This is a genomic window from Synechococcus sp. CC9605, assembly GCF_000012625.1.
Taxonomy (GTDB): Bacteria; Cyanobacteriota; Cyanobacteriia; order PCC-6307; family Cyanobiaceae; genus Parasynechococcus.
Genome location: NC_007516.1, coordinates 1,717,362 through 1,730,104, shown reverse-complemented (window position 1 = coordinate 1,730,104; position 12,743 = coordinate 1,717,362). Strand labels below are relative to the sequence as shown.

The following is a 12,743-nucleotide window of genomic DNA, read 5'->3' as shown; positions in this document are numbered from 1 at the left end:
AGCCTTGGTCGCTGAACGTTCTGAGCTCATCCACCTCATGCAGTACAGGAGAGGGGAGTACATCCTCAATCGACTGCAGGCGCAGATGGCGGTCAATAAATCTGTGAGCCTCACGTATCGAGGCGTTGCTTACGTGAAAAAGCTCTAGACCGGGTGAATTTGTTGCTCACCGCACTGGCGGTGAGCACCGCCGCCAGCCTGTTTTCAGAATCTTGTCCCAGGCCGCCACGGCGTTGTGCCTGAGTATTTTCCTACGGGTTTGCAGCACGGGTGGGCGAGGGGGGAACGCTCATGGCAGTCACGTTTTACCGATGACCCGCGATACACGCATTGCCCTGTTCTTGATGGGGGAACTGGTGGCAGTCCTTCAAGCCAACGACCCGAAACCTTCAAGCGGTGGCAGGCACAACAACAGCAGGCACAGCAATGAATGACTACAAAACGGCCGTAACCGCCTCAGCAGACTGTTCACCCGCGTGTAGGGCACCGTGGATATAGCCCGGCCACGCTGTACTGACTTCGGTTCCTGCCCAGAAAATGCGACCCACCGGTTCGCGCAAATGCTTGCCGAACTGGGTCCAAGTGCCGGGGGTGTAAAAGGTTGAGTAGGCTCCACCTACCCAGGGGTTCGCGGGCCAGTTCCATTCGTGATATTCGAGAACGCCACTACGGGCCATGGGCCCCAATAGGGTTGCCAGATCAGCCAACAAGGCATCTTGGCGCTCAGACTCAGGGGCAGCGCCGTATCGCGTCGCCGCCTCGCCGGTCAAAAAGGTGGCCAACACGCCAGGGCTTCCGGGCCGTGGGTTGGTCGAATCGGGAACCAGCTCAATTGCATCAAGATTTCCAATAGCGTTTCCAGAGAGGTCTCCTGCACGCCACCAGGGCGAGTCGTAAACGACAAGCGCCTTGATGATGGCCCCCATGGGCGAGCGCTGGGTCAGCTGGTCACGTGCCGCCGGCAGCGGCGGGTCGTAATGAATACGTCCAGTGAGATGCGGCGGCATCGCGACAATGACGGCTCGACCGCGGTACGTCCCCTTGGGCGTTGTCACCGTCACACCTGAGCTGGTGTGCTGGATAAACAACACCGGCTCGCTCGTACGAATCGCCTCAGGGGGCAACGCCTCTGCAAGCCGCGACGGGAACTGCCCAGCCCCACCGTCGAACAGCAACGCTTCAGGCGTTTGACTCTGCGGCGACACGCGCTGCGCCCAGGCGAAATGCAGCATTGACGCCGAGCCCGATTCAAAAGCGCCGTTACCCCCCCAGTTGCGCGCAATGACATCGACCCACCAGGCCGCCATCGGTGTGAGGGCATTGCGCTCCAACCATGTGGTGATAGTCATCGTGTCAAGAGCGCGCGCTTCTGGATGGGTCCATGGCGCAGCGGGGTCAATCGTTGCCGCCAGGGCCTCGATCTTTTGCCAAGTGGCAACGACGTCATCACGCTGCTCTTTCGGTATTTTCAGGTCGGGCCAGTCGCTCTTCAGCTCTTTGGCGTTGTACGGGGTCGATGGCCAAGCATGGTTGTGCCGACTTAGTCGACCGTCATAGAGGAACGTGTCCTTGCCACCAACCGGCACCGGAAAGGTGGGAATGTTCAGCTTGCGCGCATACTCAATTGTTTTGGTTTGGGTGAGGCCTGCCCACTGACCTCCGAGATCAACCCAACCGGGTGCTGCACCAAGGGCCCTACGCCCTTCATGCCCAACCTCGACTCGATGGAGTCGCCCGCCAATCCTTTCTTGAGCCTCAAGTACAAGCACATCGCGGCTGTCTTGAGCTATGCGGCGCGCTGCCGTAAGACCTGAAACACCAGCGCCTACAACAATAACGTCAATCATGTCAGGTATTTTGCCAATAGGGGTCTGAATTGTTTTCAGCAGATGCTGCATGCGCACTTACGCAACTGCCAGCGATCAATCCGCCGATCGCAATACCGGTGGAGGACAGAATGTCACAACGCTTCACCTGCTCTTGACAGTTAAAAGCAATAATGGCCATACAATGCATTGAACTAATGTTTATGTCTTTTTCTTAATGCTATTTAGATCCTCTGCTGTGAAGCTCGATGCCTTTTGGTTAAAAGCTATACGAAACCCGCAAGGGAAAAGCGGGGGGACTTGTTATCGCCATCCATCTCCCGAAAAAAATAATCCCCCCGCCAGCAATGGCGGGTTTTCATTAGAGCCTAACTTCCTTCCAACAGCTCAGATCTAATGCATCACAACTTATCCGAGTTTTCTGGAAACTAAATTGCTGCCAGAGTATTAACAAGCCTTGCGATACTTTTTTGATAGACTGGTTAGTATAAGGCTTATTCGAAAGTGCTTTCGGACTCAACCCTTGGATTGATTAGTTTGGCCACTCGGCCTCTGTATTAATCACCTTAAGGCCCTCCTTGATGAACGCAAACTGTGGAATGTTTGTTGACAGCCAGGGGTTTGGTCCTTTGTTGATCAAGAACACAGCCCCGTGATTTCCATCCATGCTGATGATTGAAAGGCTGACGGCACCGTTGCCTGTTCCCGAATGAAACAGGTAATCGCCCCTTGCTTTGGCGTCTGCGTCGCGGTTGCCTAGTTCAAACCCCATGCTGCGGTTTGCAGTGGAACTGGGGATGCTGAGTTGCTTGGCGAGGTGTTGATCGATCAGTGAGTGGCCGGAGTTCAGCGCCTTTGTGAAGGCGAGGTTAAAACGAGCCAGATCGCTCGCTGTGCTCCACATCAAACCGGTGGAAAGGATGGGATGCCGCATGGGTGCCCGACCGTGGGGCTTCCCATCAACGTCGTAGGGGATGGCGATGGTGCTGGAGTCGTTGAGAAAAAAGGTGTTGTCAAAGGTGCTCTTGTTCATGCCTGCGGGTGTGAGCACCAACTCCTGCATCAAGCTGGGGAATGGTTTTTGGCTGATTGATTCCAAGGCCGGCTGCAGCACCGTGTAACAGCCGTTGCAGTAGCTGAAGGCTGTTCCGGGGATCCGTTCAACGGTGAGGGGTTTGTTCGTTGCAGGAGGTAGTCCACGCAACACTTGCTGCAGTGTCGGCAATTTCTCCATTGGGCCGCAGCACCCATCTGGGTACGGATTGCTCAAACCGCCTGTGTGGTTCAGCAGCATGCGGAAACTGACCGGAACCTTTTTGGTGTAGGCGTTCTCTGGGATTGTCCAACCCTTCAAGTAACGGTTAACGGGTTCATCCAAGGCAATCTCACGGTTGGCGAGGAGCTTGACCGTTGCTAAGGATGTGAGAGTTTTGGTGATCGACTGAGCCTGAAACAGCGTGTCGGCAGTGACCGGTCGACCGCTAGACAGATCCGCAAATCCAAAGCCTCGCGCCCAGGCGATTTGTCCGTCGTCAATTACGGCGATCGAGGCCCCGGGAATGTTGTGCTCCCGCCGCAAATGTTCAATCCGCTGTTGCACTTGGCTGAACGGGGCCTCTGCCAGTGCTGGTTTAGACGGTAACCCTGTCAAAAGAGTGATGGATCCCGCAAGGCCGATTGCGCCAATGCATCCGAAAGACATGGCCGGTGCATTCAGTTGACCGGAAACTAGGGCAAATAAATGGTTGCGATCAACCGTTTAGCAATGCTTTCAAGCCTTCGCTGCTGAGAATTCTGCTGCAAGAGATAAGTACGGCAGAAACAGCCACGCATTGGCAAGCCCAAGCTTTCTCCCTCAATCTGATACCGAGATCTACTGCAGCACAACGGAAGTGGATTGAGCGCTAGAGGTGGGATAAACCTGCGCGTTGCCCCTAGCCATCAACTCCGCGCCAGCCGGGTCAGATCTAACTCTGTAAGTGGTGTTGTGGAGCAGTCCCTGTAATTGCTGATCACCTTGATGCTGAAGGCAAAGAGACATGATCACTACAAAGAATGAGACCACTGTTTCTTGCGCATGTGGCAGAAAGAGCCTGCAATAGATGCGCAGCTTTAACTGGCTTTTTCACCTCAAACCCAAAGGCGGCAGTGATGGAAAAACCAGAAGCCTCGACGCTGGATCCACCAGAGGTCCTCGTCACCGGGGGCGGTGATGAAGGCCAGGTGCCCGTCGAAACTGCCGCTGGTGGCACTAATCAAGTCACCGTCTGGGAGATGATGAGTGGCTAGGGGTCACTTATGACTGACCTGTGCGACTTCCTGGGTCGGCTCGACGAAGACCCGCGGCTGCCGGAGGTGCTGGTGCTGATGAATCAGCTGATGGCACGGATGCGTTGACAGAAGGATCGTTGTGTCACCGGCAAATCGGCCCGATTGGGCCGAAGATCTCTCCCGAAGGGTATACACCGACAATTTCTCCCGTTCGAGGATCAATGCCGACGTTGCTAGCCCAGCCGGACTCTTCGGATCTCCAGCCCACCCATCTCCAGACCCCGTCTTTAAATGTGGCCGGGCTGGTTTCCTCGTAACCGGTGGAATCCCAAATTTGGGTGATTTGACCATTCACTTCATCGACATACAAAGTCGCAAAGGCGGACGGGCCTAGAGGGCTTTCAGGGCTTGCGCAGCGGAGCTTCAACTTCTCGGCATTGGCCGGACTAACAACAGCTGCAAGCACCGCAGCTGTAAGAACAGCAATGGACCTCATGGCTCGGGGACGGATGTGTAATGAGTCAACTCCATCTGATCCTGGAGTCCGTACGGGTGGAGCGGGCTGAGACAGCAGCAGGAGCTGGAGGCCCGCAACCATTCAGAACAAGAGAACTGCGAGGCACGCCGGCGCACCAAGGAGCTGCTCGAAGGGGGCTGGGGTTAGATCGACTGGATCGACCTTTACGGGCAGAAGTAATCATCTGACCACTGCCATTACGTCATCTGAACGGCACTGCACGACAGCTGGGGTGAGGGTGTCTTCAGAAGTACTGCCGTTCGACAACCAGCTAGGTCAAGTCATCAGCCCGTTACTTAGTGCCCTCATCCATTTGGCAAACGAGGCTGGCGGTCAAGAGGTGGACAAGCTGCCGGAGCTTTCGATCAAACAGTCCAACGTGCTGCCTCCACCACCCCGCCCGGAGGAGGAGCAGCTCGAACGATTATTCGCATTAGATCTTCATCGTTTCCCGACTGATCCTTTTCCTGATAAGGATCCACCGTTCTGAATATCAAGGCTCCTGGCGGGGCTTATTTTTTTGAACTGACCTGGCGTTCAAAGCCAAGAACCCTTAAAAAGTGATCCACAGCTTCTGAGTCGTATGGCCCGGGTCAAGTGGGACCAAATGACTGATGAGAGTCAGGCCATGGTCAAGAAGGTCGGACTCATCAGTATTGGCGGTGTCGTCCTGCTCGCCTTTAGCAAGATTATCTTCCCCCTAATACTGCTAGGCGGAGGCAGCTATGTCGCCTGGCGTGCCCTATTCAAGAAGTAGTTCATGGCTGATCCCCTGACCAACCTGTTGGGGTTTGGCAACGTCGCCTTCGTCTATAACCTGGCAATGTCTCAGGTTGTTTGCGTCTACAAGCTCAAGCGGCGCTAGTGGACGACCAGGACCTATGTGCAGAGAGGCTTCAGGAGTGTCAGATGGCTTAGACCTAGGCATTGCTGATGAGTCAAAATATTCTATCGATACATTTAATGCAGAATAGTCGGGCTAAATCCGTTATGGTTATTTTCGTAAATCCTTAAACACGTCCCTTGTTTTGAAAGTTTTCGATTTTAAGTGCCATTGCCGCTCAATATGGCTATTCAGCTGCTAAAAATTCTGAAGACATTTAATGCTATTTTGAGTTGATTGATGCCGAGCACACTAAGAACTTTATTTGACTCTTTGACATGACAAAACCACTCGACATTCCGGCGATTCTGCTTTTTTTGGCAACTATGTTTGGGGCAATTAATCATAAGTTTGTCAAACTTCCCCATACGATTGGATTGATGATAGTCGCGCTGGCGGCTAGCTTGTCTCTAATAGCGCTTGATCTAATCTTTCCGTCCCTTGGAATGAGTGTATTGGTTAATAAATTTCTCGGAAATATTGATTTTAACGTCACGCTCATGCAAGGAATGTTGTCGTTTCTCTTATTTGCAGGTGCTCTTCATGTTGATCTAGATCAATTGCTCGAAAACAAGTGGACCATTCTTGCTTTTGCAAGCTTTGGGGTTCTTGTTTCATCATTTGTGATTGGAGGTGGTTTTTGGCTTATTTCTGGAGCGGTTGGCCTTTCTTTGCCGTTTTTGATTTGTTTGCTGCTTGGAGTCATGGTCTCTCCAACGGATCCCGTTGCTGTTTTAGGCGTCTTAAAAACATTGCAGGTTCCGTCGCCTTTAAAAGCAAAGATTGCCGGTGAGAGCCTTTTTAATGATGGTGTAGCAGTGGTACTTTTCTCTGTTTTAGTTTCTTTGGTTTTTGGGAACGGCGGTGAGGAAGGCTTGGAAACCAGCTTTCAGCTCACATCGGTAATATGGCTGCTGACTAAAGAAGCCTTGGGTGGACTATTTCTGGGTTTGATTTCTGGCTATATCGCGTTTTGGTTGCTTCGACAAATTGATGATTACGTACTTGAAGTCTTGATCACACTCGCACTTGTAACAGGTGCTTACTCAATCGCGTTGCATCTCCATCTGTCAGGTCCTATTGCCATGGTGATTGCAGGTTTGCTGATTGGTAATCAAGGCACATCAATGGCAATGTCAGAGACGACACGTATGCATGTTGAAACGTTCTGGGAATTGGTTGATGAAATTCTGAATTCAGTTCTATTTCTTCTGATTGGTCTTAAAATTGTTTTCTTGTTTCAGCATTCGTCATACGAGATTGCCTATCCTCTCTTAATTAGTTTGTTTATTGCCATCACTCTTTTATCGCTTTTTGCTAGATTTGTGGCTATAGCATTGCCTGTTCAGATCAAATCGCTTAATTCGGAAGTGAACCCAGGAACTGTACAGATTCTCACCTGGGCCGGAATTAGGGGTGGAGTTTCAGTCGCTCTCGCCCTTTCACTTCCGAGTAGTTCGGAGAGTGAGCTGCTCCTTTTTGTTACTTATTTAGTGGTGCTATTCTCTGTCGCTATCCAGGGATTGACGATTGAAAATGTAATTAAGCGCTATTACCCTTAATGAATAGATTGTTCTCAAGAACCAAAAAAGAATCATCTTTTTCTGCTGCAAACTTTCTAGACATCTTCAATTAGCACTTGCTTGTCGGATTTGGTCTGAGCGACAGTTGCAAGCACTCCGTCAGCATTCATGCAGGTAATGCTTGAAGCAAGCGCAGGCCTGGCATCGGCTGAACAAAAATGACGCGGTGGGATCCACTCTTCCGCTCAGGCCACTGCCGTGACCATGCGCGACCTCTGCCCTGCCCTGCAGAACAAGACGTACTTCAATTAGAACGCACTTCCGTTTAGACGAGCTCAGGTTGCCTGCAGGGCAATGAATCTCAAAAAGAGGCTCTGGAAGCTTTAGTCAAAGGAATTGGTCGCCATAATCGAATCCCTGATCAATGAGCCATGGCACCCACGAAGGAAGAAATCCTCGCCGCGTCTGCTGGCTGGGTCGCCGTGATTCTGAACGTGTTGCCTGGTCTGGGTGCCGGATACCTTTATCAACGCCGCTGGAAGGCGTACTGGATCACATCAGCAATGGCTACTACCTGGTTCGCCCTTGGGGCTGCCCTGGGACAAGACGCGGAGGCTGGGACTGAGCTGCAGAACCAGCTCATCGGGCTCTTTGGCCTGGTTGCGCTGGCAGCGGGCACCGCTGTCGAAGCAGGGTTAGCAGCGAAGAAAGCCTATTCATTGGACTAACCCACCAGTTACTCCGGCAAACCTTTGTAGAAGGGTATACCGGGGCTTCCAGGCCAATGTCCACACGAAGATGGGCCCAAGAATCCATTGGGAACTGCTGGCACACTCCACCGATCTGCCAGACGCAGTTGCACTAGCGACAGCATCTAAAGAAGAGGTGCATTCTCTGAACGCCGACGTCGAGAGCTGCGCTGTTGTCTCTGGAGTCATGGCGGAAGGTTGAGGGCGGAGGTTCTGCCGTTAGGGCTTTCCATCCAATGGTTTCTCCAATGACCATTGGGCGCTGATTAGAAACTGGCTCCTTACTTCCTCTGAGGGGTCAGTTCAGCGGTTTCAATTGCCACAACATTTCAGCGAGCCATCTGACCACTGCCATCGAGTCATATGAACGGCAATGCACTCCCAGCCGGGGCGATGGAGCTGGATCGCCTGGATGTGGGTGGCAACCACCCGGCTGGATCCCGATTTTTGTCACGATCCGGTCGACAACAGTCTTTTTTGATAACCACTTCGACAACACGGCAATGATTCCACTCGACCCACTGCTCAAGCGCCTCGCTGATTTGCCCGGCATGGAGAGCGGCTGCAAGCGCCTTGTTGTTGTGTTGGGCCAGCTGGGGGATTTCGACTCGATCGAATATGCCCAGGCGCTGGTGCCCAGGCTTCCCCAGTTGGCATCAGCAGGGGTCAAGGTTCAGCTGTTCGGCATTGGCAACGCCGCCAGCGCTGAGCGCTTCGCGGCCTTCACCGGGTTTCCCCTGCAGCAGCTGACCGCCGATGCATCCCCGGTGTTGCATGAATCTCTGGGTTTGGAGTCTGGGTTGCAGCTGCCCGGCGGGCCCTGGGCTGGCTTTTTGCTGATGTGCGCCGGCGTCGGTTCGCCGGGCACCCTGCGCGAGGTGCTGCGCGGCTACACCGGTGATCGCACGGCTGCCCAGATCTTTGACGACGAGGAGTGGGTTGAAGCGTTCCCCTTGCCACGCTTCCGGGGCGCTCTGTTCCGCCGGGCCGGTGGCGCCGGGTTCCAGCGTCCGTTTGAGCTCGCTACCAAGCGTCTGCGCAACATGAACGAAGTGCTCCGCAACTGGCGCACGTATGTGCCCTGTGACGACCACATCACCCAGCGTGGTGCCACCGTGCTGCTCGATGCCGATGACAGCGTGATCTACTGCCATCGCGATCAAAGCCTGCTCGGCTACTCCGCCACCATGGAACGCCCTTTGGCGTTTCTCGACGAGGTTCTGACTCAGGGTTGAGCCCAACTGACTGTCCTCAATCGGTAGTGGGTTCGCGATACACCGCCAGGGCCGCCACCAAGCCGCCGATGAAGCCTGCGCTGTGGCCGATCCAGCTGACGCCGGCGGGGGAAACGCCGGGGATCAAGGCGATCAAGGCTGAGCCGTAGAGCCAGAACGCCACCAGGCCCAGGATGATGGAGAGGACACGACGTTCTAGCCAGCCGATTAGCAGCAGGTAGCCGAGCAGTCCGTAAACAACGCCCGAGAGTCCATGGCTGCGGGCCGGCCAGAACATGGCGACGGGAATGTTGATCAGCAGAACCGACAGCCAGACGCTCAGGTAATCGCGCATCCCCCGGCTGAGCACCAGCCAGCTCAGGGGCAGAAAGGCCAGGCTGTTGGAGATCAGATGCCCGAAGCCGGCATGGCTTAACGGCGCTGTGATCACCCCCCACCACGGTTGATCCGGCCCCATCGGCAGGTTCCACTGCCCCGCAAAGAGCAGTTGGTCGATCAGCTCCTGCCCCCATGCCAAGGCCAGGATCAGCAGGGGAAGCAGCAGTCGAGCGCGCATCGTCTTGCGCCAATGACCACAATGATGACGCTGATGCTGAGCGGATGATCAGAAGCGACGTCGACGTTCTGGTGATCGGCAGCGGCATCGGCGGACTCTGTGCCGCAGGTTTGTGTGCCCGCGCCGGCCGGGAGGTGCTGGTGCTGGAAGCCCACCACCAACCCGGTGGAGCCGCCCATGGCTTTCAACGCCAGGGCTATCACTTTGAATCCGGTCCATCCCTCTGGAGTGGCTTGGGGCGTTGGCCCAGCAGCAATCCCCTGGCCCAGGTGCTGCGCGCACTTGGGCAGAGCGTGGAGGTGATTCCATATCGCAGCTGGGATGTGCTGTTGCCGGAAGGGGATCTGCGCATCGCCGTCGGGCACGACGATTTTGAGGCTGTGGTGCGCAGCCTGCGCGGCCCCGAGGTGGCCGCCGAATGGCGCCGCTTTGTGGAGGCGCTCCAGCCGATCGCCGCCGCTGCCGATGCTTTGCCCTTGCTGGCTTTGCGGCCTGGGGTGGATGGTATGGCGCAGCTGCTGAAGCGCGGCGGACGCCTGTTGCCGCATCTTGCGGCGATGCGTCACCTTTCCGGTTCGTTTGGCCCCCTGGTGGATCGTCACCTCAGCGATTCCTTCCTGCGCCATTGGGTGGATCTGCTCTCCTTCCTGATCAGTGGCATGCCGATGGGAGACACCAACGCTGCAGCCATGGCGACGCTGTTCGGCGAATGGTTTGAGCCGGATGCCCATCTCGACTACCCCGTTGGCGGCAGTGCTGCGGTGGTTGAGGCCCTGGTGCGTGGCCTGGAGGCCCATGGCGGCAGCCTGCACACCGGCACGGCGGTGCAACAACTACGGGTGGAGGGGGACCGCGTTGTGGGTGTGACCCTGGCCGATGGAACGCAGATTGCGGCGCGGCAGGTGATTTGCAATGCCGACATCTGGTCCACCCTTGGGCTGCTGCCGGAGTCCGTGGCGCCGAAGTGGCAGCGTCTGCGCCAGGCCACGCCGGCCTGCAACGGCTTCCTGCACTTGCATCTGGGTTTTGATGCCTCCGGGCTGGAGGATCTGCCGATTCACACCGTCTGGGTCGACGACTGGGAGCGTGGAATCGACGCTGAGCGCAATGCCGTGGTGTTGTCGATTCCGTCGGTGTTGGATCCCTCCATGGCACTGGCCGGTCGCCATGTGCTGCACGCTTACACCCCAGCCAGCGAACCCTGGCAGATCTGGGCTGATCTGGAGCGCGACAGTGCTGCGTATCAGCAGAGAAAACAGGAGCGATGCGCTGTGTTCTGGCGGGTTCTGCAGCGTCGTATTCCCGACATCCGCGACCGCTGCGAGTTGATCATGGAGGGAACGCCGCTGACCCACAGCCATTTTCTCAATGTTCATCAGGGCAGTTATGGCCCTGCCCTATCAGCGGCTGAAGGCCTCTTCCCTGGGGTGACGACACCCTTGGCCAATCTCTGGCTGTGTGGTGCCAGCACCTTCCCCGGTATCGGCATCCCCCCCGTTGCAGCGAGTGGTGCGATGGCGGCCCATGCCATCCTCGGCCGAGAGGCGCAAAACAGTCTGCTGCGGGAGCTGGAGCTTTGAAGCAGCTGCGTCATAACCTCATTTTGGAACACCGACGCAGTCCATGTCTTCCAACGCCCGGATCGATTCGCTGCAGCTGATGCTCACGGATCTGCGCATGCGCAACGAGCCGATCCGTCATAAAGCGGCGTTTCGTGGCTGCCAGCCGGAATTTCAGGCGTTGGTGAGTCGTTTGATCGAGCAGCTGGAAGGGGAACTGCTGGATGAGAAGCAGCGCTCCCGTGAAGCCTCGCGTCAGACCTGATCTGAAAGAAGGTCGCGCCACTGCGACTCTTGCCTGGCAGCCTCCGTTGTGCCCTCCTGGGGGAAGCCGTTGAGAAAGTCCTTGTCTTGAGAGGGCTGATAGGGCCCCTGTTTCAGCTCGAAAATCACGCTGTTGGCCTCCAGGGCCACCAGGGTGTGGAACTGATCTTCTGCAATCTCGATGCCGTGGGTGGGCCCCTTGGCGCTGAGATGGAGCTGCTGCTGGATTTCCCCCTCACCGTTGAACAGCAACAGTCCGATGGCGCCTTGCAGCACCAGGAAACATTCGAAGCCTGTGCCGGAACCGTTGCGCCGGTGGCGGTGGGGACGCACATAGGTGCCGGGCTGCAGCACGTTGAGGAAGCGCTGAACCGCATCCTGTTCCCGGTGGAAATTGTGGTTTAGGCGCAGGCGGGGATGCTGCCGGGCCTCGGCGGCAACCTGGGCGAACAGCTGTTGGTCGATGCGGCGAAAGGGTGAGGGCGTCATTGGTTCGCCTCCGCTGCCGAGCGGTAGGCGGCGGGGACGAGCACCAGAAACAGCAGCCACCAGGCCAGCACACCCAGGGCCAGCGGAAGGCTGATCCAGAGGCAATGCAGCACTGCCCAGGACCCGCCGACGAACAGCACTCCCGTGGAGACGATCGACCAGGGCTGGCACCACCAGGGTTTCAGCGACCAGAACGGTGGCTGTTCCGAGAGTGGCTGTTCCTGAGGCTTCAGCTCCGGCTGATCAGCGGAGGGCGTCGAGTTCACCGGCGGCTTGCATGGCGGCGAGATCGTCGTAGCCACCAATCACCGATCCGTCGATGAACACCTGGGGGAAGGTGGTCATTCCACTGCGCTGCTGCACGGCCTGGAAGGCTGCGTCGTCGTTGACGGTGGTGACGGTGTGGGGCAGATCCAGGGTTCTCAGGATGCGCAGGGCGCGGCTGCACCAGGGGCATCCCGGCAGCACGGCGATCTCGATCCTTGGCGCTGCTGCTGCGGTCTGACGCGTGGGGTGGCCTTCGCGTTGCTCCAGCACGCCAATCAGGAGGTCGACGCCCTTCTGCACGATCGTGCCAGGCTCCAGATGGCCTCCCCACACCTGACAGGCCCCGTCCGAGAGGCTCAGGTGCAGGTGAACGCCCTCGGGGGAAAAGGTTCCATTGAGGGTGATTACCTCAAGGTCTCCCTCCAGCACAGTGGGCTCCGCCTGGCCGGGGCATTGAAAGGACGCCTTGGTCAGGTTGCCGACCACGCCGAGAACAAAGCCGCTGATGCCATCCCGCTCGGCCAGTTCTTCGAGGCTGAGGCGCAGATCACTGCCGGGAGCAAGCTTCAGCGGCAGGGGTTGCATGGCGCCTCAAAAAGTGTGT

At 56.5% G+C, this 12,743-nt stretch carries 17 protein-coding genes; 8 read left to right on the top strand and 9 right to left on the bottom strand.

What is annotated here, in order from left to right:
- Positions 1-37: 37 nt before the first annotated feature.
- Positions 38-148, top strand: coding sequence for a DUF4278 domain-containing protein (locus tag SYNCC9605_RS15820; protein WP_374699864.1), 111 nt, complete (start codon positions 38-40; stop codon positions 146-148).
- An 18-nt stretch (positions 149-166) separates the two neighbouring features.
- On the opposite strand, the gene SYNCC9605_RS15815 is transcribed toward SYNCC9605_RS15820, so the two are convergent.
- Complete coding sequence (locus SYNCC9605_RS15815) at positions 167-268, bottom strand: DUF1651 domain-containing protein (RefSeq protein ID WP_071813039.1); 102 nt, start codon at positions 266-268, stop codon at positions 167-169.
- Between the two features lie 43 nt (positions 269-311).
- Here SYNCC9605_RS15815 and SYNCC9605_RS15585 point away from each other — a divergent pair, with 43 nt between their 5' ends.
- A complete protein-coding gene (locus SYNCC9605_RS15585; protein WP_257929136.1) occupies positions 312-434 on the top strand; it encodes a hypothetical protein in 123 nt (40 codons plus the stop codon).
- Here the strand turns inward: SYNCC9605_RS15585 and SYNCC9605_RS09525 are convergent, their stop codons facing one another.
- From SYNCC9605_RS09525 to SYNCC9605_RS14345, 4 genes are all read right to left on the bottom strand, one after another.
- Positions 435-1,898 carry a flavin monoamine oxidase family protein gene (locus tag SYNCC9605_RS09525; protein WP_011364856.1) on the bottom strand — a complete coding sequence of 488 codons (1,464 nt, stop codon included), beginning with the start codon at positions 1,896-1,898 and terminating at the stop codon, positions 435-437.
- Positions 1,899-2,358: 460 nt separating this feature from the next.
- The gene (locus SYNCC9605_RS09520; RefSeq protein ID WP_257929135.1) at positions 2,359-3,426 is read right to left on the bottom strand and encodes a serine hydrolase domain-containing protein; all 1,068 of its coding nucleotides are present in this window, start codon (positions 3,424-3,426) and stop codon (positions 2,359-2,361) included.
- A 530-nt stretch (positions 3,427-3,956) separates the two neighbouring features.
- Positions 3,957-4,085, bottom strand: a complete 129-nt coding sequence (locus SYNCC9605_RS15580; protein ID WP_257929134.1) for a hypothetical protein — start codon at positions 4,083-4,085, stop codon at positions 3,957-3,959.
- Between the two features lie 154 nt (positions 4,086-4,239).
- Entirely contained in the window at positions 4,240-4,593 is a 354-nt protein-coding gene (locus SYNCC9605_RS14345; protein WP_156783095.1) for a hypothetical protein, read from the bottom strand.
- 259 nt (positions 4,594-4,852) lie between these two features.
- Between SYNCC9605_RS14345 and SYNCC9605_RS14855 the strand changes: the two genes are divergently transcribed.
- The 4 genes from SYNCC9605_RS14855 (at position 4,853) to SYNCC9605_RS09505 (ending at position 9,004) form a co-directional block, all read left to right on the top strand.
- Positions 4,853-5,104 carry a hypothetical protein gene (locus SYNCC9605_RS14855; RefSeq protein ID WP_156783094.1) on the top strand — a complete coding sequence of 84 codons (252 nt, stop codon included), beginning with the start codon at positions 4,853-4,855 and terminating at the stop codon, positions 5,102-5,104.
- Between the two features lie 671 nt (positions 5,105-5,775).
- On the top strand, positions 5,776-7,059 hold the full coding sequence (locus SYNCC9605_RS09515) for a cation:proton antiporter (protein ID WP_011364852.1): 1,284 nt from the start codon (positions 5,776-5,778) through the stop codon (positions 7,057-7,059).
- Between the two features lie 392 nt (positions 7,060-7,451).
- Positions 7,452-7,748, top strand: coding sequence for a hypothetical protein (locus tag SYNCC9605_RS09510; protein ID WP_011364851.1), 297 nt, complete (start codon positions 7,452-7,454; stop codon positions 7,746-7,748).
- 524 nt (positions 7,749-8,272) lie between these two features.
- On the top strand, positions 8,273-9,004 hold the full coding sequence (locus SYNCC9605_RS09505; RefSeq protein ID WP_011364850.1) for an AhpC/TSA family protein: 732 nt from the start codon (positions 8,273-8,275) through the stop codon (positions 9,002-9,004).
- A 16-nt stretch (positions 9,005-9,020) separates the two neighbouring features.
- On the opposite strand, the gene SYNCC9605_RS09500 is transcribed toward SYNCC9605_RS09505, so the two are convergent.
- A complete protein-coding gene (locus SYNCC9605_RS09500; RefSeq protein WP_011364849.1) occupies positions 9,021-9,560 on the bottom strand; it encodes a rhomboid family intramembrane serine protease in 540 nt (179 codons plus the stop codon).
- 44 nt (positions 9,561-9,604) lie between these two features.
- On the opposite strand from SYNCC9605_RS09500, the gene SYNCC9605_RS09495 reads away from it, so the two are divergent.
- Positions 9,605-11,140, top strand: a complete 1,536-nt coding sequence (locus SYNCC9605_RS09495) for a phytoene desaturase family protein (protein WP_011364848.1) — start codon at positions 9,605-9,607, stop codon at positions 11,138-11,140.
- A 43-nt stretch (positions 11,141-11,183) separates the two neighbouring features.
- Positions 11,184-11,384 (top strand): hypothetical protein, encoded by a 201-nt coding sequence (locus SYNCC9605_RS09490; protein ID WP_011364847.1) that lies wholly within the window; start codon positions 11,184-11,186, stop codon positions 11,382-11,384.
- Here SYNCC9605_RS09490 and SYNCC9605_RS09485 read toward each other — a convergent pair.
- The 3 genes from SYNCC9605_RS09485 to SYNCC9605_RS09475 are packed head-to-tail and all read right to left on the bottom strand — an operon-like array spanning position 11,375 to position 12,724.
- A complete protein-coding gene (locus SYNCC9605_RS09485) occupies positions 11,375-11,872 on the bottom strand; it encodes a WbuC family cupin fold metalloprotein (RefSeq protein WP_011364846.1) in 498 nt (165 codons plus the stop codon). The genes SYNCC9605_RS09490 and SYNCC9605_RS09485 overlap by 10 nt on opposite strands.
- Positions 11,869-12,138, bottom strand: coding sequence for a DUF6737 family protein (locus tag SYNCC9605_RS09480; protein WP_011364845.1), 270 nt, complete (start codon positions 12,136-12,138; stop codon positions 11,869-11,871). Before SYNCC9605_RS09480 ends, SYNCC9605_RS09485 begins: the two co-directional genes overlap by 4 nt.
- Complete coding sequence (locus tag SYNCC9605_RS09475) at positions 12,116-12,724, bottom strand: PCC domain-containing protein (protein ID WP_011364844.1); 609 nt, start codon at positions 12,722-12,724, stop codon at positions 12,116-12,118. Before SYNCC9605_RS09475 ends, SYNCC9605_RS09480 begins: the two co-directional genes overlap by 23 nt.
- Positions 12,725-12,743: the final 19 nt, after the last annotated feature.